The sequence below is a fragment of the Rossellomorea sp. GAMAL-10_SWC genome (assembly GCF_049568075.1).
Lineage (GTDB): Bacteria > Bacillota > Bacilli > Bacillales > Bacillaceae_G > Gottfriedia.
Genome location: NZ_CP144911.1, coordinates 1,397,356 through 1,417,991 on the forward strand (window position 1 = coordinate 1,397,356; position 20,636 = coordinate 1,417,991).

Below are 20,636 nucleotides of genomic sequence, written 5' to 3' on the forward strand. Positions count from 1 at the left end.
CCCGTTATATGTAGTGACCCCATAAAGTTAGACTGGTTACTTCAATTAGGCAGCCTGTTGGGCATGAACTCGGTATTTTACTGGGCTCATGCCTTTTAATTTTGCCTTAATTCGTTTGTTATTGTAGTAATCTATATATTTAGCTTGTTCTTGTTTAAAGTGTTCGACACTGTTAAATTCTTTAAGATAGAGTAGTTCAGATTTCATGATACTAAAGAAACTTTCAATTACTGCGTTATCGTAACAGTTTCCTTTTCGTGACATACTCTGAGTGATTCCACGTTTAATAAGAGCACTACGATATTTTTTCATTTGATAGTGCCACCCTTGGTCTGAATGAATTAGTAGTGTATCGGAATCTGTTAAACGTTCAAGAGATTGTTCTAACATATTTGATACAAGTGAATAAGTTGGACGTGAACCAATTGTATAAGCAATTATTTCTCCATTATATAAGTCCAACATAGGTGAAAAGTATAGCTTTTCTCCAAATAATTTAAATTCAGTTATATCTGTAACCCATTTCTCATTTGGTTTTTCAGCTTGAAAATTTCGATTTAAAATATTGGGTGCAATCTTACCTACTTCACCTTTGTAAGAGCGATATTTCTTTACCTTCACAAGTGATTTTATCCCTAGTTCTTTCATAAGTCGTTGAACTTTTTTATGATTTACTTTATAACCACGATTCGTAAGCTCGTCTCGAATTTTACGATAGCCATAACGAAATTCGTGTTCCTCATAAATTTCTTTTATCAGCACTTTTAACTCTGCGTCTGGATCAGGACGTTCTAGATTTTTCATCCAATAATAAAACGTACTACGCGGAATACTGGCTAGCAGTAGAAGTTCTTTTAACGAAAACTCATGCCTTAATTCATAGACAACTTTTACTTTGTCTTGTTTCGTGATTTTTCCTTGTTTTGAACTAAGGCATTCAACTTTTTTAGATATGCATTTTCCATGCGTAAACGTTCTATCTCAGCTTGAAGTTCTTCAATTGATCCTACAACAGGTGTAGTTTTCTTTGTTTCTTTTTTCATGGAAAGTCGCCCCTTTTTCTTTGATTCTAGGGCGTCTTGTCCTTGTGTTTCAAATTGAGTCCTCCATTTTCGAATCGTTCTAGGGGAAGGAATACTGAAAATTGCAGCTGCTTCATTAGGTGACGTCCCGTGGTCATTCATATACTTTAATACGTTTAGTTTAAACTGTACCGAATAACTTGTATATGACTTTTTAAGCAATCCATTAATCCCATTTTCCTTATATTGAGCTACCCAGTTTCTCACTTCAGCATGGGACGTTCCAAATAACTTACCAATAGAACGAAAACTTTCCTTACCTTCTAAATAACGCATAACTACCGCTAATTTATGTTCAGTAGTAAATTTAGTCATAAAAAATGCACCTCCAAATGTTAGTCGTGTCTAACATTTGGGGTGCACTTCATATAACGGGTGGTTATGTTTGAATAAGTAGAATAATGTGTTTGAATGTTCACATTTATTTCTTAAATAATTAACTCTTAAGTATATATAAATATGATAAACTATTAGAAAATAATAATAAAGATTATGAATACGTTGTATTTACGAAAATTAGAATATGATATTCGGACTAGTACGAATCAAGTGGTGTGATATAACCCAATTTTAGATGTGATTGTGATTATAAAAATCATTGAAGTATATCGATCGTAAAAAATGTTATTAGAATCTCTGGAGTAGTAGTAACAAAAGATGTTTAAGTAAATATTAATTTGGTTGTACTATTGAAAGGGCAATTATAGCAACTTATATAATATTACGATATAAGAAAGTAATAGAAAGAAGTGAACAATTTGATTCTAGTCACAGGTGCAAATGGTACTGTAGGTAAAGAAGTTGTGAGAGAACTACTAAAGGTAAATGCTAATTTTAAAATATCCACAAGTAAAAAAAATACTAGTAATGTTTATTTAAACTTTGAAGATCCAAAATCGATTAGACCTGCTTTTCAAGGAATAACTAAGCTTTTTTTAATACGTCCTCCACATCTTGCGGATAAGAAATATTTTGAACCAGTTATTGAAATTGCAAAAGAAGTAGGGATTGAACAGATTGTTTTTATGTCTTTATTAGGTGCTGATAAAAATAAAGTAGTTCCGCATTCCAAGATAGAGGAATTAATTATCAACTCGGGGATACCTTATACATTTTTAAGACCTAGTTTTTTCATGCAGAATTTATTAAATCAACATGTTGAAGAACTGGTAAAGGAAAACATTATTTTTGTACCAGCGGGTAAAGGGAAAACGAGTTTTATCGATACAAGAGATATCGGTGTGGTGGCTGCAATAGCATTAACCGAAAATGGTCATAGGTTCAAATCTTATTCGTTAACAGGAAATGAAGCTATTAGTTATTTTGAAGTGGCTGAGATCTTATCGAAGCACCTACGAAAAGACATAATATATACAAATCCAAGTATTTTAACCTTTTGGAGAAAAATGAGAAAAAAAGGGTTAGCTCGCGATTTTATTATAGTTATGATCGGTATATACACAACCGCAAAATTAGGACTTGCAAAAAAAATTACAACAGATTTAGAGGGTTTATTAGGGAGGGAACCAATTAAATTTGAACAATTTGTTATAGACTATTTAGACTCGTTTAAATGATTGAATTGTATTTAAACTAGTAAATGAATTTAATTTTTTAATTTGGTAGAAGTTAACTTCAAAGTATTTAATCTACCGGTTCTATTTAGACTTAATATTGAAATTTCGTTATGTTGCTTGAAAATTGGTATCTCTCAAATTTTTAATATCCTGATTTATTTTCTAATGTTAAAAAGAAGTTTAGTGCACTTGGTCATATAGATGTATCTCGCAAATAGAAGAGCTTATTCTTATACCAGAAGAATAAGTTCTTTTTGTTCGAAACAAAACAACTTAACTGAAGAATTCGTTACGTTAAGTAAGGGGTAGTTAGTTACTGAAAAAGCATGGGAGAACCAACTTGTGGGTAGTCGTCAGTAAATGGAGGATTTACATATGGATATTTATATTTAATAAAGAAAATAATAAAATTATCATTCGCATTATGTTGTTTTTATGAAGAACAAATATACAGGCTACTTTCTTATACTTACTAAAGTATAGATAGTATATAACCATTTAACTATTCAATCTATTTAAAGAGTAAAATAGTTCAGTGCTTGCGCAGAATAATGGTTAGCTTAAGGAGAATTTAATGAACACATTTTCTAGAATAAAGTATTCAAATTGGAGATATGTAAGATTATTTCTGCAATTGACTGTAAGTTTTATTCCCATTATTATCCTAGTAATTTCTTTAAAAACTTTACTTTATGAATTTAGAATGGTTGGCATTTTTTTATCATTTATCATTGTGATATTTGCAATAACAGCATTTTTTAACAAGAGTGAAGAATTTCTAAAGTTAACTCGAATTCTAGTTTTTTATAACTTTGCGGTAGTAATTTTAATTTTTTTAATTTATTACATATCTAATATTATGGTTATAACTGATTATTATGGTTTTGAAGGACTATTTAGAAAAAATATAAAAATTGCTAAGTGGATCTATTTTTTAATCTGTTTTTTTCACCCAATTGCTTTGCCAATCCCAGAAGCAGTTACTGTCTTAGCTGCAAGTACAGTGTTTGGTTCTTTTTATGGTTTTATTATTGATTTTGTAGGTATCGTTTTAGGGAATATTACGATGTTTTTTTTAGCAAGATATGGAGGATTAAAGGTAGTAAATCGATTTATAAAAACAAAGCACCTTACAAAATATAATGAAATGGTTAAAAAAAATGAAACGCTATTTATCACAATTTTATTGATTGTTCCTGTTTTGCCAGATGAAATTGTCAGTGTTGGAGCAGGAATTACCAATGTTTCCACTAAAAAATTTATATTAATCGTATGTTTATCAAAATTAATAACATCTTCACTACTTGCATATTCAATAGAATTGACTAAGATATTTTCTTTATCAACAAACCAAATAATAATATTAATCTCAATAGTAGTTCTAGTGTTCTTTTTTCTTACTACATTTTTAAAAAAAAGAAAGCTTAATTAGATTTAAACTTAAAAAAGGAGCTTGAAGCTCCTTGTAATTAATTTCTATCTTAAATTAAGTGCGGCTCTTGTAAATATAAAATTAAATATTTAATGCGCTTATCTCAGCTAAATTACAATAATGGTGAAAATAAGCGCGTAAGTGATTCCGTTAACTTTTTAAATAAACTGCGTTCTATAAATTGCTTACGATCTAATTGAGTAGAAACAGAAAAATCATTTAAAAAAGATTGGTTCACTTGATTAACAGCATCTGATTCATATAAAAAAGAAGTTAACTCATAATTTAAATGCAAACTTCTTACATCTAAGTTAGCGGTACCAACTGAAGCAATTTCATTATCAATTAATATAACCTTTGAGTGCAGGAAGTTCTTTTTATATGTATAAATTTTCACGCCACTTTCTAATAGAGGAGCGAAATATGATTTAGATGCTGAATCACTCAAAATACTATCACTTTTTCCTGGATAAATTATTCGTACGTCTAATCCAGACATTGCTTTAAGTTTTAAAATCGTGAAAATTTCTTGGTCTGGAACGAAATAAGGAGTGGCAATCCAGATACTGTTTTCAGCGATTGTAAGCAGAGTATGAAAAGCATTCCTCATGGTTGGTTCCTTCGTGTCAGGTCCACTTCCGAAAATTTGAACAGCGCCTTTTACCTTATTAATTTCATCTTGAAGATATTGATCATTACTTCTTTCATGAATATAACTTAATCTGTTAATTTGAATTTTTTCACTTGAATTCTCAGATGTAGAATAATGCCAGTCTTGCAAAAATATGTTTTGAAGCTCTTCAACGGCACTTCCTTCTATGAATAAATGGGTATCTCTCCAAAATCCAATTTTTGATCTACCTAAATATTCATCACCTACATTTAGACCTCCAGTGAAACCTTTAATCCCATCTATCACAACAATTTTTCTATGGTTTCGATAATTTATTGTACCCATTGACCAAGGAGAAATAGGATCAAATATTGATACTTTAACACCAGCAGTCCTCAATTTTTTTAACAATTTCTTTTTTAAACTTTTACTTCCTAAACCATCAATTAATAAGCGAACTACAACACCTTCATTCACTTTCATTCTTAAGATGTCAAGTAATTCGCTACCGATTGTATCTGCACGAAAGATGTAGTACTGAATATAGATATAGTTTTTTGCATCTAGGAGAGTTTCTTTGAGTTTTGAAAACATTTCGTCACCATTAATTAATAATGAAGCACTTGAATTGCGGTTAATGGAAACCCCTGTAAACTTTTCGATGATCGTACTCAATTTTTGCGATTTTATTGAGAGAGAATTACATTTAATAACATTCTTTTCGCTCAAAATTTGAGGTGTTTTAAACTTTGAATGAATAATTAATTTTTTTCGCCTCATCTTTAACCGACCAAATAGAACGTATAAAATAACGCCGAAAGTAGGTGCTACGGAGAGGATTAATAACCAGGAAATTGTACTTTGAGGATTCCGATTTTCTAAAAATAAATTACATGAAATTCCAATTACACTTATGATAATAATCCAATGCATTGTTTGATAGAGTTCTTGTGACTGACTCATTAAAAGTTCCCAAAAAACCAGTAAGAATAAAGCAATTAATGTCTTAGAGATATTTGTGCTAATTATAAAACACCTACAATCTACTTATTACTTTGTATTACCTATATTAATTTTTCCAATCCTCAATTTGATATACATAATCAAAACACGCATAAAAATTTTAAAAGTTCTTTATGATTTCTTAAGAATTACTAATAAAAACGTATTGGAAAATTTAATAAGTATAGACGAAAATATGAATGCTTAATTATTAAACTATGAAATGAGGAAAGAAAGTGAAATATCGTGTAATCACTTTATTGAGTAGTTGGAGTATTCTTTTAGTAGGTTTGTATGAATTTGGAATTATACCATTTTCTAAGAATGAATTAATTCAATTTATAACGGATAGGCAGGACTATGCTCTTTTATTATACTTTGCTATTTTTTCATTAAGATTTGTATTAATGATACCAAGTTCTTTATTTTTACTGACGGGGATTTTTCTTTTTAATCCGTGGATTGTCTTATTATTTTCACTAGGATCTATGTTCATTACTGAAAGTATCATTTTCATCATTGGTAAAAAAATAAATAAGTCACTATGGTATAAAAACTTCCTAAACAAACATCCAAAAATAGGACAAAGAATAAAGAAAAACCAATATTGGATGCTCTTCATTTTAGGTGCAGTTCCAACATGTCCAACTGATGCTGCTTGTTTAATTTCATCTGCATCGGGAATGAGGTATAGACCATACATTATGATTGTCTTGATAAGTAACTCTTTTTATGCTTTATGGTATGTATTATTGGGAACATATGTCCACTTATAATAATTTAAGTTTGAATTTAGTCATCTTTAAAATTCTTAAGAAATTTAGTGACTTTTTCTTCAGATATTTATTTTAATATGATTTCATCATAAAAAGTTAAATATTTGGAGGTTACGTTTATGAAAAAATTATTATTTCTTTTCCAATATATATTACGACCAAGAACTGTTGGAGCTCTAATGCCAAGTTCATCGTTTTTGGCTGAAAAAATGTTAGATGATATTAATTTTGAGACAGCCAATACTATTATTGAATACGGTCCAGGCACAGGAGTTTTTACTGGAAAATTACTTGAGCTAAAATTACCAACTACAAAAATTATTTTAGTAGAAAAAAATTATGAGTTTTATAACCATTTAATTAGAAAGTTTGGAGATAATCATAATGTAACGATTATTAATGATAGTGCTGAAAGTATTATGAAGTATTTAGAAGAGTTCGGAATAGACAATGTCGATTATGTCATTTCTGGTCTGCCATTTACTAGTTTACCTTTAACTGTATCAAAAACTATTTTATTAAACACCAAAAAGATACTCGCAGATCAAGGAAGATTTGTTACATTCCAATATACTCAAAGAAAAATGAAATTTATTAATAGCTACTTTAAAAATATTGATATTAAAAGGGAATATAGAAATTTGCCACCAGCATATGTATTAAGTTGTAATAATTAGCTTAAAGTACCGCTATGAAAGGAGTAGTGAAACTTGATAAGTAAAATATTAGTTGTAGATGATGATGAAAAAATCAAAAAATTAATTTCAATTTATCTTGAAAATGAAGGGTTTTCTACTACTTTAGCAAACGATGCAGAGGAAGCTCTCGAACTTTTAAAAGATGAAGATTTTGATTTGATTATATTAGATATTATGCTTCCAAAAATTGATGGAATAGAAGCCTGCATAATGATACGAGAGGAAAGGACATTACCGATCATTATGCTTTCCGCAAAATCTGAAGACTTAGATAAAATACAAGGACTAAGCTCAGGTGCAGATGATTATCTAACAAAACCATTTAATCCACTTGAGTTGATTGCTAGGGTAAAATCCCAGCTAAGAAGGTATAAAAAATATAACAATATCCAAAAGAATGATGAAGTTTTATTAGAGTTTGGTGACTTGCAAGTAAATACAGAGACAAGGCAAGTTTGGATACGTAAGAACGAAAAGAGACTAACACCAAAAGAGTTTGATATATTAGAATTACTAGTCCGAAATAAAGGAATCGTACTAAGTGTTAGTAAAATTTATGAAGCAATTTGGAAAGAAGATTTTTTAAAATCTGATAATACCGTTATGGTTCATATAACAAATATTAGAGAAAAAATTGAAGATGATCCTAAACATCCTATTTATATTAAAACAGTTTGGGGAATTGGATACAAAGTATGAAGAATTTAATTCATAACTGGCAAAGAATTAGTATTCAGTTATTAGTAGCAATCACAATTAGTTTCGGTATTTCTTTAATTGTTACAATTTTTATTTCACAAATTTTTATAGGACCTTATTTTGTTTCTCATCAAAATAAGGTAAGTCCATTACAATATAATCTCATTATTATTCCAACTTTTGTGATTATCATATTAAGTTTCATTATTAGTTTTCTGTTACTAATTAGAAAAAAGATACTTTATTTAAAAGAAATTTCAAGTACTGTACAAATTATTTCTCAAGGTAAACTTGGGGTTGTGATTGAGTTAAAAGGACGAGACGAATTGACTCAGTTGAGTATGAATATTAATACAATGTCCAAAGAGTTGGAGCGTAAATTTAAAAATGAACGTCATATTGAAAATGTTAAAAATGAATTGATTACTAGTGTTTCGCATGATCTAAGAACGCCACTAACCTCAATATTAGGATATAGTAATTTGTTGAAGAATAGCGAGTACAAGAATGAAAATGAATTTAACGAATACTTGAATACAATTTATACAAAATCGCATGATTTAAAGAACTTAATTAATGAACTTTTTGAATTTACAAGGTTATCTAGTCCAGATATTATTCTATCAAAACAAAAGGTTGATTTAAGTCAGTTAATTGAACAAATAATTGGTGAGAATATACCGATCTTTCAAAAAGAAGGATTAAACATTAAAAAGGAGTCGATTGCAGAAGATATTGATATTACGATTGATGTCGAAAAAATGGTTAGAGTTTTTGATAACCTATTTATGAATGCAATGAAATATAGTGTTAAACCTTCAACTATTAAAGTAAGTCTAACTCAAAAATCCAATGAAGTATTACTTTCGATCTCGAACCATGGAATGAATGTAAAAAAAGAGAATCTTGAACGGTTTTTTGAAAAATTTTACCGAGAAGATTCATCAAGAAAAAGTGAAGGAAGTGCTGGATTAGGACTTGCTATAACTAAACGAATTGTTGAACTTCATAAAGGAAGTATCTGGGTCGAACTAAAAGATGATTGGATCACTTTTTTTGTAAAGTTAAATAAAAAAGTGTAATAACTTTTTTTGAAGGAGGTCCAGGTCATCCAATTACGTTTTTAAATGGAAAAGGGAGTCTGTGATTTCATGATTGTACTTTATCAATCTATTTGCAATAACATTTCCGATTTGACCATTCCCAATAATCCCTATTTTCATTATTTCTTCTCCTTATACTTATATCTAAACAAAGATAGATTAACCTAATTTTGATTTGAATATTCGAATAGAATAACCTGTATCGAGATGTAGATCAAAAATAAGTTTTTTCCTCAAATGAGGAGAAGACCGAACAATTAATTCATTTCTTTTGGGAGTACTTAGATGATTAAAAAAGAAGATTTACGTGGCGTAAATCTTCTTTTTTTACTTTAAGTTAGTAGCTTACATTCAGTACAACATTACTAACAGTATATTTACTATTGCTATAGTATCCTTTTGTATTTGCGTCTTTTATAAACTTTAATGTAAACTTGGGACCTGATTCATAACTATCACCATATAAATAAGAAACATTTGTATCTACCAATCTTGTAATTGTCGTAGTTGTTTCATACGCTGCAAAGATATCCGAAGAATCTCGAATCGTCGAATAGTATGGTGTTGTAATTAATGATTTAGATGATGTGATTGATTTCGTGCTCGTATTATAACTATCACCAGTTGTCAAATAACTTACTTTTACATTATTTGCCGTAAACGATGAAGCAGTTCCATATGTTGCATTTGTTGAGTCTACTATGAAAACACCGTGTTCACCATACACTTTGCCAGTAGTACCGTTCAAATAAAGTGCTGTGTTTTCGTCAATTCCATAGCCAACCTTCTGACCTAAGTCTCTTTCAGCTAAAAGAATACGACCTATGCGACCTCTTGCATCGAAATGTGTATCGATTGCAGCATTTACAAAACCGAATCCTGTTGTATATCCACCATTATCCGGATATTGAGAATCAGCTAGTGAGATGTCACTGATTTTCTTAGACAATAAACGATTGTAATATAAGTATCCATAACTGACACCTTCACCGTAAGTTTTCGGACTTTGAACAGCAGTTCCAGCACTTGTTCCTGAAATGATCGCTCCAGCTGCTGCTCTTTGTTGGATTGCTGCAAAAAGTGGGGTAGGCGTTCCATCGTCTTTTAGTAAACTTCTTACATGACGGGACTGATCACCACCGTTAAAGAATATAACTTCTGCTGTGTTGATTAGATCTATATTACTTTGCTTATAAGCTTCTGTTGTATAGTTATCAACTGCTACAGGGATAAATACAGGTTTAAACCCATAACTAGTAAATAAATTTTTATACGATAAGTGACCTGTTATATCATTTGTGTATGCATCTAATGCAGTTGCATAATCAGCAGCTGCACTACATACAATTGCAACTACTGGATTAGTTTTGCCGGTTGCAGCTTTTAGTGCATTGTAAATTTCGGCATTACTATCATCAATTGCACCACCCATTAAAAATACTTTTGGTGCAGCTGCAGCTTCAACACTTTTTTCAGCTCGTAAGAAAGAAGTTCCAAAAACTAACGAAAATACTAAAACTAATGATAATACGATTGAAAACTTAAACTTGTAATTCAACTTCATCATTAATACCTCCTGAAATGTGTTATTCAAAAGTGCCTTTTACAACCGGAATACCTTCTTCAACCATCTTTTTCCCAAGTGCAATTACTGTTTCAATTTCTAAAGTATCCTGATTCAACATGACAATATCAGCATCGTTACCAGGTTTTATATTACCTTTGTTTGGTAGTTTTAGTACTTGTGCAGGGTTTGAAGTAATGACTTGTAATGCTACTTCTAATGGAATTCCTTCATCAATTACTCCATCTCTTACTTCTTGATATAATGATGAAATTTTTCCTATTTGAAGTCCCAAATAGTCTCCATTTGTATCAAAAAAGGGAAGACTTGCCTGACCATCGGATGAAAAAGTTATGTTCTCGATCTGAACCCCTTCTTCAAGCATAACTCGTAATCCCTTGCTACACTTTACTTCGCCTTCCTCCAAAAACTGAGGGATTGTGCTAGTAGTAAAATCTACAAAACCACCTTTAAGTGCATAATCAATACCAGCTTTAAACAATTCTTCATTCCGATTAATATGAGTCGGGTGGAACTGACGAATTGGAATATTCGTCTGTTCAACTAGTTGATGTAGAAGTGAAAGTTGATCTTTGCCATCACCGACATGAATTTCTAAGATGCCAGCCTTTCCAGATAAAATTCCTCCATTACGTGCAGCAGATGCAATCTTTGCAAGTTCTTCAATAGTTGGTTCGGAGGAACGGTGGTCTGCAATAGCGATTTCACCTACTCCAATAATCTTATCAATTAGAATAATATCACTTTGAATTGATTCTGTTAGTGTCTTTACAGGGATTTGATAAGAACCAGTGTGAATATAACATGTAATCCCTTCTTCTTCTAAGCCACGTGCTTTTGCAAGCAAATTCTCCATTGTTCTTGTTGTACCATCTGTACCTAATACACCAACCACTGTAGTAACTCCAGCAGTAGTAACATTAGTAAGCATGAGTTCTGGAGTGCGTGTTTTATATCCGCCCTCACCACCACCTCCAATGATATGTACATGTGAATCAATAAAACCTGGTACAACTAAAGAGTTGGAGGCATCTATGACATCGCAAGAAGGAAAGTCAGGTGGAATTGTGATATAATCAGCTATCATTTCAATTTTTCCACCTGCTAAAAGTATATCTTTTCTGCCAATAGAGTGTGGTGTGTATACTTGACCGTTTTTTATTAAGGTTAACAACTTTTTTCTCCTCCTAAATCCTTTGTTAATTCATTAAAAAGGACCGTAGTTCATTAAGTGAGCGATTACAACTGCAACTAACCCAATTACATATTGTACTAATATTAATGGGAAAATCCATTTCGCCCATTTCGTCCAAGGGATCCCTGCGATTGCTAAACCTGCCATTAAAGTTCCTGCTGTAGGGAAAATAATATTACCAATACCATCAGCAAAAGAAAACGATAGAACAGCAGTTTGTCGTGTAATTCCTAGTAGATCAGCAAGAGGAGCCATTATTGGCATTGTTAACATGGCATGACCGCTACCTGAAGCTAAAATAAAGTGTATAGCTGCTTGGAAATTATACATCCCAATTACACTTAAAGAAGCAGGGATATGTTTAATGACTTCAGATACTCCGTGAAGCATTGGATCAACAATATGTCCTTGATTTAAAACAACTAGAATTGCTCGGGAAACACCTATAATAAGAGCACCACTAATTAAAGAAGCAGATCCTTGTGTAAATGATTTAACTACGTCATCGATTGATAATCTACCAATTATACCAATTGCAATTGTTAAGATAATAAATAAAGAAGCAATTTCAGTAATATACCATTGATATTTAATTACTCCAAAAGCTAAAATTATATAGTTTATAAGAAAAGCAGTTAAAATCCATTTATGTCTAGAGGATAATTTAGCTTTAGAAGTTACTAGATCGTTAGTTTGTTCAATTGAATATTTTCCATAGAATCCTATGTTCGGATTTTTCTTTACTTTCATAGCGTATCGATAAATAAATATAACAGATACTAAATAAACGATTACAAATAGAACAAGTCTAAAGCCCATACCAGAAAATGTAGGAAGTTCTGCGATTCCTTGAGCTATACCAACTGTAAACGGATTCATTATTGCTGTTGTAAAACCTGCTGACGCTCCAACTAATACGATTGCAGTACCCGTCATTGTGTCAAAGCCTAAAGCAAGTGCTAACGGAACCAGAAGTGGAATATAAGCTAAAGTTTCTTCAGCCATTCCCATTAAGGAACCTCCAACTGCAAAAAATAACATCATAATAGGAATTAATAACTTTTCTCTAGTAGCAAGTTTTCTAGCCATTGTTGAGATTAACACTTCAATTGTGCCAGTAGCACTTAATACACCAAAAAATCCTCCAATAATTAAAACGAAGAAAATGATATTGCCTGCTTCTACCATACCCGAATGAATGGCTTTTACCATATCGAAGAGACCAACTGGTGTAGCAGCGATTGATTTAAATGAGTTCGGATCGACTGATGAATGTCCGTCGACGTCGATATGGGCGTATTCCCCAGTAGGTAATACGTAAGTAAGAGCTGTCGCGATTAATAGAATTACTAAAAGTAATGCAAAAACATTAATTTTACGTTCTTTCATAACTTTTGTCTTAGGTGTCATTTTATTTGCGTTAATTTGTGACATAGGTTCATCTCCTTTTAATGATAAGTAGCTAATTAATAATAATAGAAATTGATCATTAAAACGCTTCCATATATTCCCTCCCCAAATTTAAATTCTCAAAATCTATTAAAATGGCTATAACATTCTATAAGCAAGTAGCGTGCCAATTTTAAATGTCTTATTTTTAAGAAAATTTGATAGATTCCTCAGAATAATTGGTTCTTTTTGGTTTATTTGGTGCTATAATAAAACCAATTTTATCAAATATGGAGAGAAATTAAAGATGAAAAATTCATTAACATTGATAACAGGCAGTTCAAAAACAAGACAAGCTTTGTCAAATCAACTAACTCAATTGCTAGAAGAATACATAACGATTAACTCTTATGCAATTGATGAGGGAGAACATAAAGTATTTCAAGATGAAATTATACTTTTTTCGTCGGAGGCAGTAAAAATTGAAACGGAAAAATTTGCACAATTAAGTGCTAAACAAATCATAGTTGGGAAAAGAACACTTAATCATGAAAATGTAGACAAATTATTGAGAATTGAGGAGGGGACAAAAGTTCTTGTAGTTAATGATGATTTTCATTCAACAGTTGAACTTATTCAATCTTTGTACCAATTGGGAATTCATCATTTGGAGTATGTACCATTTAAAAGTGATCAACTATATTATCCAGATATAAATCTTTCTGTTTCACCAGGTGAAACTCACTTAAGTCCGTCATATATAAAACATGTATTGGATATCGGCGTAAGACTTTTTGATATCTCTACAATTTTACACATTGTAGAATATTTTCAATTTAACGATAATATAGCAACATTAATTTCAGAAAAGTATTTACGCAATATTATTGACTTACATAGGGAACTTTTCAATGCAGAGCAAAGTGTAAAGAAAGTAAATAGACATATCCAAAGTGTTGTAAATACGGTTGATGATGGAATTTTAGCAATTGATGGATATAAAAGAATAACTGTGCTAAATGATCGGATTATTAGGTTGTTTAAATTAACTAAAAGTAACTATGAAGGTAAGCATATAGAAGAGATTATTAAGGAACAAAATATAAGAGACTTTATTTTAAATGGTACAGATGAATCTAAATTTTTTTCAATTGACAATATAGATAATGTTATCTATCGGACGTATAGTCATGAAGATGACAGGATCGTTGCTACTTTTAAGAGTGTTAATCAAGCATTTGAAATAGAAAAAACAGCGCAGAGAGAGTTTAGAAAGCAGGGCTTTTATGCAAGATATGACTTTGCGGATATTATTGGAGAGGATGACACAATTTTAGAATGTAAACGAATAGCAACAAAACTTGCAAAAGCTGAGCATCCTATTTTAATTCAAGGTGAAACAGGTACAGGTAAAGAACTTTTTGCACATGCAATCCATAAACAATCAAACAGGAAAAACGGCCCTTTTTTAGCTATTAATTGCAGTGCTTTTACTGAAAGTTTACTAGAAAGTGAATTGTTTGGTTATGAAGATGGTACGTTTACTGGGGCAAAAAAAGGTGGGAAACAAGGTCTTTTTGAAATTGCTGATGGAGGAACGATATTCTTAGATGAAATAGGTGACATCAGCTTAAATGTTCAATCTCATTTACTTCGTGTTCTCCAAGAACAAGAAATTCGTAGAATAGGTGGCAGAAAAATCATTCCTGTTAATGTTCGCATCATTGCTGCAACTAACAAAGATATCCATCATAAAATCTCAGACGGCTCATTCCGTTCCGATTTGTATTACAGATTAAATGTTTTAAATCTCATCATTCCACCTTTACGCTTAAGAAGAACAGACATACCGTTGCTCGTTCAACACTTTATCGCTAAAAGTGGAAAAGGGGTTACGATTGAGGAAGAAGCTTTAAATGAATTAATAGGTTTAAATTGGTTGGGTAATATTAGGGAATTGAAATCTGTTATTGATTATATGCTTACTGTTTGCGAAGGAAATACGATTTCCCAAAATGACTTTCCTCATTATAACTATTCAGAGCACAGAGAACACCCAAAAAGAGACTCAAATCAAATTGAACTTCCTACAAGTATTCTTGAGCTTGAAGAATCGATTACAATTCTTGAAACGATAAAAAAATGTAATGATTTAGGTAAAGCAGCAAGTAGGGATCTTATATCCAGCTCGAGTGAGGAAAAAGGAAGATACCTATCTCCACAGCAAATTAGACTTCGATTAGAAATTATGGGGAATAAGGGCTTGATAACGAAAGGGAGAGGAAGAGCAGGTACGAAGATTACTACTAATGGAATTGAATACTTGCATTTTCTAAAAGCTAACATACAAAATAAACATCTTTAAGATCTGTAAATAATACATATCTATTTGGTTAGAATTGGTGGTATTTATTCACCCAAAACTAGTTTTTAAATGGAATAAATAGTCTTGAAACCTTGTCTAGTCAAACTACTTATTTTTGGTATAAAACTTGCTTATATTCAGAAGTAAGCTAAAAAATAAGTAAAGGGGTTAAGAAATGAGAAAAAAATTTATTGCATTATTGGTTAGTTTTATTTTAACGTTTTCTGTTTCAGGGTTATCTTATGTAAGAGCTCAAAGTTCACAAGAAGATATTCAAGGAAACCTTGTCATTGTTGGCGGTGGGTTAGGATCTTCGAATAAAGGAGTGTATGAAAAATTTATTGAATTAGCCGGATCTAAAAAGGCGAAAATTGGTATTATTCCAGCAGCTAGCGGTAAATTAAAATCTTCTATAGATTTTAAACATGATTTAATAAATTATGGTGTAAGTCCAGAATCAGTAGAGATTTTACCTTTATCAAATCATGATTTTTCTGATACAGATGAAAATGAGTCTAATTGGAAGGATCATGCTAATAGTTCAGAAATTGCAAAGGAAATAAGAGGGCTGACTGCTATTTGGTTCGTTGGTGGAGACCAACAACGTATAGTTGATACATTACGATCAGAAGGTAAAGATTCAATAGTCTTACAAGAAATCTGGGGTATCTATCGAAATGGTGCAGTTATTGGTGGGACGAGCGCTGGAGCTGCAATAATGAGCAACACGATGATCACAGGCGGAGATAGCCTTGGTTCATTAAAGGGATATTATGAAAAAAATCAAAATCAAGGAGAAGGTAAAGAGTATGAACCTCTGTCAGTTGAAAAAGGACTAGGTTTCTTTCAAAATGGTTTAGTTGATCAGCATATGGATGAAAGAGCTCGTTTCGCTAGATTAGCAATTACAGCAATCCAGTATGAAAATGATGGGAATCTTGCTTATGGAATTGACGAAGACACTGCAATGGTTGTTAGCAACAAAGAAAAAACCATAGAAGTAATAGGACGCAGTGGTGTATCAGTTATTGATGTAAATGAAGCAAAAAGAAATGGAAATTTAGAAAATATTAAAATTAACTACTTAGCTCAAGGTGACAAGATCCATTTTGATACTAATACGATTGATTTTTCTAAAAATAAATATGAAACAAAAGGATATGAGTATTACTCTTTTAAAGCATTACCAAATACAGGGTTACTAACACCTTATGGAAAGTTAAAAGATTATTTAGCTTACTCGCTTGTTGATAACGAATCGTCACAGGAAGTAAAATCATATTTATATGATAAAGAAGGCAGAGGGTACGAAATCGTTTTCCGAAAATCAAAGGATACAAATGGTTACTGGAATTATACTGATGGACAAAAAGATGATTATTCGATTCAAAATGTAACAATGGATATTCATCCTAGAAAATTAGTCTTTAGTGAACAAGATTCGGAAATTGACTATAAGAAGTCAGATTTTAAAGTATCCAATCAGGCTAGCGAAGAACCGATAAAAGGGAATTTAGTCATTGTCGGTGGAGCGTTGGGAAGTAGTAATAGTGCAGTTTATAATAAATTGATTGAACTTGCAGGAGGACCTGAAAATGCAAAAGTAGGAATCATCCCTGCGGCTAGTACAAAACTGACTTCTTCGAATGATTTTACAAAAGATTTAATTAAATACGGAGTTAAAAAAGATTCTATTGAGATTTTATCAATTTCTAATCATGATTTTAAAGGTACTCCAGTAGACGAAAAGCAATGGATTAACAATATGAATGATGACCAGTTGGTTAAAAAGATTAGTAAATTAAATTGTATTTGGTTTGTTGGTGGGGACCAGACTTTAATTACTTCATCTTTATTAAATGAAAATGGTTCAAATTCAAAAGTTTTAGATGCCATCTGGAAGATTTACGAAAATGGTGCTGTTATAGGTGGAACAAGTGCAGGAGCAGCTATTATGAGCAATACCATGATCGCTGGCGGTGACAGTTATGGGGCTTTAAGATTTGGATTTACAAACTCTTATGATGATATGGAACAACAGGAAGGTGGACCAGTTTACCTAGAAAAAGGATTGAATTTCTTTCAAGAAGGAATTGTGGATCAGCATTTTGATAAGAAAGCTAGATTAGGACGTTTAATTGTTACAGCAAATGAAAAAGGAAAGAAAAATCAATTAGCATATGGGGTTGATGAAGACACGGCTATGGTTGTAAATAACAAAAAACATCAAGTCGAAGTAGTTGGACGTGGAGGATTAACTGTTATTGATTTATCGAAAGTAAAAACAAGTAAAAATATGCCAAACAAGTATAAAAATGTTATAGTTTCAGTTATTTCACCTGGAGATCATGTTAATTTATTAACGAATGAGGTAAGCGTAAGTAACCTAAAGTCATCAACAAAAGGATTTGAATATTATGACTCAAAAGTAGCCCCTTACACAGGAGTATTTTCTCCGCATGGATTGCTAAGAAATTTCTTAGCATATAATTTAGTTGATAATGATCAAACAAAAGAAGTAAATAGCTATAGTTTTAATGGTGATAAAGGATTTGAACTAACGTTTAGAAAAACAGCTGAAACGAATGGTTACTGGACCTACAAGGATGGTCAAAAAGATGATTATAGTGTGGTAAATGTTTCCTTAGATATTAAACCGATAAATGTAGTCATACGATAGGACTTACTGAATATTGTATTGCCTAAAAAAGAGTATTTAATAAAGTACTTTTTTTTTCATACTAAAGAATAAAATTAAACATATATATTGGTAGAGTACAAGTATAGGGAGGTACGAATGTGAGCTCAATTCTTATGTTTATATTCGAATTAATGCTATTTTCATTGTCTGGGATCTTATTTCCAATAGATCTTAAATGGTATAGCAAGTTGAAAAAACCTGTATGGACTCCACCTAGTAAATTATTTGGAATCGTATGGGGAGTGCTCTATGTATTAATTGCACTGTCACTCTCAATAGTACAGTACAAAGTTGGTCTAAAAAATACCTAAGTTACTTAATTGTTTATTTGGATCATAAATTATATAAGTAACCAGGTATTTAGTTATTTTCAATTTAAATTAAAGAGACTTGATTTAGCAGCATTAGATTGTTTAATTGTAGCAATTACAGCGGTTTTATTAATCATTTTAACTATACACTATTCGATGTTAGCCGCGGTATTATTAATTCCATATGCTGTATGGACTATCTTTGCAACCTATCTATCCTTTAATCTGTATTATTTAAATAAATAATACGTTTATCAAATTTTAAATTACATAGTAGAGAGATTTTGAAAATTTGTCCCAAAGATCTCCCATTTGTTCCTCAAAAAAGAAATTTAACGATAAAAAAATACCCCGAAACATGTTACTTGGCCTAACATTTTCGGGGCATTACTTTTTTTACACATACTCAATTAATTTGGTATTTCAGTATCTTGATAATTCACTGTTTCTTGATAGTACTTTACAGAAAACTAAATGAAGACCGCTCTTTTTATAGAAATTAAAATGTAAAGTGATATTTGAATGCTCTTCTTTGCTAAATAGCTTGTGGATCTGTTTATTATTAGAATTTTATAAAGAGGAGTATAGTAGATGGAAAAACGAATGGTTTCGTATGAAAATAGGATTGACATATTAGATGCAATTCGTGGATTTGCTTTATATGGAATTTTTACTATAAATATCGCTTCATTTACAATTGGTGGTCCACCTGGATTTGTTAAAAGTAGCAATGAAATTGATAATTGGATGACCACAATTTTACTATTACTAGTTGAATCAAAATTTTTTACTCTCTTTTCTTTCTTATTTGGAGTGGGGTTTTCAATCCAACTAATAAATGCGAATAAAAAAAATAAATTATTCATCCCACAATTTACTCGTAGATTATTTGGATTATTTTTATTTGGATTAGCACATATTTATTTTTTATGGGATGGTGATATTTTATTACTTTATGCACTTGTAGGTGGGATCTTACTTTTATTTAGGAATTCTAGTGAAAAAAAACTTATTAATTGGGTAGGTGGGCTACTAATCATACCTATTTGTTTACTTACAGTAGTAATGATTGGAATAACAGTGTTGAGAAATATACCAGAATATGGAATTCAAATACATCATATTGATGTTTCCTTTCTGAATGAATTTAGAAAAGGACAAATTGCGTCCAATAACCCTTTAACAACTAGTTCTTTTTTTCAAGCAGCTAAAGAAAGAATAGTAGGTTATATTGAAATTTTCCCTTTACTATTTTCAAGAGTCCCCTCGGTATTATCTATGTTTTTATTAGGTTATTTTGTAGGGAAAAAAGGATACATTTATATATAGAAAACAATAAACAACTTTTTTCCAAAATTGCAAAATGGGGTTTAATCATTGGTTTATCCTTAAATTCCATTATCATTTTTATGTTTGAAATGCTTCCTCCGTTATCAAGTGTAATTGTTTTGTTTTTCAACCAATACTTAACAGGTCCAATATTATCATTAAGTTTTGCATCATGTTTTATCCTATTATTTAAAAATAAGCGCTTTAATAAATTATTAAAAAACTTTGAGTATACAGGACGATTAGCTCTTTCAAATTATATTTTCCAATCTATAATATATTCTATTTTATTCTATGGTTACGGTTTAGGTTTATATGGGAAAATAAGTACTTGGCAAGGAATTTCAATTACGTTTGTCATTTATACGATTCAGATTTACTTAAGTAAACTTTGGTTAAAATATTTTAGAATAGGACTGTTAGAATGGTTATGGAGAGTAATAACGAAACTAGAAATTCAACCCATAAAAAGATAAATATTAATATTAAATTTAAAAACTCCCTTATTTGATGGATCAACATGTTAAATAAGGGAGTTTTTGTCTTTTTGTAATTTGAAAAGAAGATATTTTTAAAGTTTATATCCAAGTTATCATTCCTAATTTTTCGCTTAAAAAATGTAATCTAATTTACCTAAAAAATTAAGTCATAGTACAGCTTATATTTTACTGCCCAAAATAGAAAAGAGGCTGATTAACCATATTTTTAATATATTGAACAAAATAATCAGTAACCAGATGAAATCATCCATTGTTGAAAAATATATACATTAAATATCG

General features: G+C 30.9%; 16 protein-coding genes and 1 pseudogene. 11 read left to right on the plus strand and 6 right to left on the minus strand.

The features are described from left to right. Nucleotides 1-45 precede the first annotated feature (45 nt). A protein-coding gene (locus V5E38_RS06720) for an IS3 family transposase (RefSeq protein ID WP_499212645.1) occupies nt 46-1,397 on the minus strand; the annotation gives its coding sequence in 2 pieces (ribosomal slippage) (nt 46-950 and nt 950-1,397; 1,353 coding nt in all). 443 nt (nt 1,398-1,840) lie between these two features. Between V5E38_RS06720 and V5E38_RS06725 the strand changes: the two genes are divergently transcribed. Together V5E38_RS06725 and V5E38_RS06730 are read left to right on the plus strand one after the other, a co-directional pair. After that, nucleotides 1,841-2,659, plus strand: a complete 819-nt coding sequence (locus V5E38_RS06725) for an SDR family oxidoreductase (protein WP_499212646.1) — start codon at nt 1,841-1,843, stop codon at nt 2,657-2,659. A 574-nt stretch (nt 2,660-3,233) separates the two neighbouring features. Then, complete coding sequence (locus V5E38_RS06730) at nt 3,234-4,091, plus strand: TVP38/TMEM64 family protein (protein ID WP_499212647.1); 858 nt, start codon at nt 3,234-3,236, stop codon at nt 4,089-4,091. 112 nt (nt 4,092-4,203) lie between these two features. On the opposite strand, the gene cls is transcribed toward V5E38_RS06730, so the two are convergent. Next, nucleotides 4,204-5,667, minus strand: a complete 1,464-nt coding sequence (cls, locus tag V5E38_RS06735; RefSeq protein WP_499212648.1) for a cardiolipin synthase — start codon at nt 5,665-5,667, stop codon at nt 4,204-4,206. Between the two features lie 275 nt (nt 5,668-5,942). On the opposite strand from cls, the gene V5E38_RS06740 reads away from it, so the two are divergent. The 4 genes from V5E38_RS06740 (at nt 5,943) to V5E38_RS06755 (ending at nt 8,961) form a co-directional block, all read left to right on the plus strand. Beyond that, complete coding sequence (locus tag V5E38_RS06740) at nt 5,943-6,482, plus strand: TVP38/TMEM64 family protein (RefSeq protein WP_499212649.1); 540 nt, start codon at nt 5,943-5,945, stop codon at nt 6,480-6,482. A gap of 119 nt (nt 6,483-6,601) precedes the next feature. Further along, nucleotides 6,602-7,159 carry a class I SAM-dependent methyltransferase gene (locus V5E38_RS06745; RefSeq protein WP_499212650.1) on the plus strand — a complete coding sequence of 186 codons (558 nt, stop codon included), beginning with the start codon at nt 6,602-6,604 and terminating at the stop codon, nt 7,157-7,159. 33 nt (nt 7,160-7,192) lie between these two features. Next, nucleotides 7,193-7,879, plus strand: a complete 687-nt coding sequence (locus V5E38_RS06750) for a response regulator transcription factor (protein WP_499212651.1) — start codon at nt 7,193-7,195, stop codon at nt 7,877-7,879. Then, nucleotides 7,876-8,961 carry a HAMP domain-containing sensor histidine kinase gene (locus V5E38_RS06755; protein WP_499212652.1) on the plus strand — a complete coding sequence of 362 codons (1,086 nt, stop codon included), beginning with the start codon at nt 7,876-7,878 and terminating at the stop codon, nt 8,959-8,961. Before V5E38_RS06750 ends, V5E38_RS06755 begins: the two co-directional genes overlap by 4 nt. A gap of 33 nt (nt 8,962-8,994) precedes the next feature. Here the strand turns inward: V5E38_RS06755 and V5E38_RS06760 are convergent, their stop codons facing one another. From V5E38_RS06760 to V5E38_RS06775, 4 genes are all read right to left on the minus strand, one after another. After that, a complete protein-coding gene (locus V5E38_RS06760; protein WP_499212653.1) occupies nt 8,995-9,102 on the minus strand; it encodes an NAD(P)-binding domain-containing protein in 108 nt (35 codons plus the stop codon). Nucleotides 9,103-9,319: 217 nt separating this feature from the next. Then, complete coding sequence (locus V5E38_RS06765; protein WP_499212654.1) at nt 9,320-10,549, minus strand: cyanophycinase; 1,230 nt, start codon at nt 10,547-10,549, stop codon at nt 9,320-9,322. Nucleotides 10,550-10,568: 19 nt separating this feature from the next. Beyond that, nucleotides 10,569-11,741 (minus strand): amidohydrolase family protein, encoded by a 1,173-nt coding sequence (iadA, locus tag V5E38_RS06770; protein ID WP_499212655.1) that lies wholly within the window; start codon nt 11,739-11,741, stop codon nt 10,569-10,571. 33 nt (nt 11,742-11,774) lie between these two features. Then, nucleotides 11,775-13,196, minus strand: coding sequence for a YfcC family protein (locus V5E38_RS06775; protein WP_499212656.1), 1,422 nt, complete (start codon nt 13,194-13,196; stop codon nt 11,775-11,777). 262 nt (nt 13,197-13,458) lie between these two features. Here V5E38_RS06775 and V5E38_RS06780 point away from each other — a divergent pair, with 262 nt between their 5' ends. The 5 genes and pseudogenes from V5E38_RS06780 (at nt 13,459) to V5E38_RS06800 (ending at nt 20,333) form a co-directional block, all read left to right on the plus strand. Beyond that, nucleotides 13,459-15,516 (plus strand): sigma-54 interaction domain-containing protein, encoded by a 2,058-nt coding sequence (locus tag V5E38_RS06780; protein ID WP_499212657.1) that lies wholly within the window; start codon nt 13,459-13,461, stop codon nt 15,514-15,516. A 175-nt stretch (nt 15,517-15,691) separates the two neighbouring features. Beyond that, nucleotides 15,692-18,196, plus strand: coding sequence for a cyanophycinase (locus tag V5E38_RS06785; RefSeq protein ID WP_499212658.1), 2,505 nt, complete (start codon nt 15,692-15,694; stop codon nt 18,194-18,196). Nucleotides 18,197-18,348: 152 nt separating this feature from the next. Continuing rightward, nucleotides 18,349-18,774: pseudogene (locus tag V5E38_RS06790) on the plus strand (TspO/MBR family protein). Between the two features lie 345 nt (nt 18,775-19,119). After that, nucleotides 19,120-19,857, plus strand: a complete 738-nt coding sequence (locus tag V5E38_RS06795; RefSeq protein WP_499212659.1) for a DUF418 domain-containing protein — start codon at nt 19,120-19,122, stop codon at nt 19,855-19,857. 47 nt (nt 19,858-19,904) lie between these two features. Then, nucleotides 19,905-20,333: a DUF418 domain-containing protein gene (locus V5E38_RS06800; protein ID WP_499213529.1), complete on the plus strand. Its 429-nt coding sequence runs from the start codon at nt 19,905-19,907 to the stop codon at nt 20,331-20,333. The last annotated feature ends 303 nt before the right edge of the window (nt 20,334-20,636 follow it).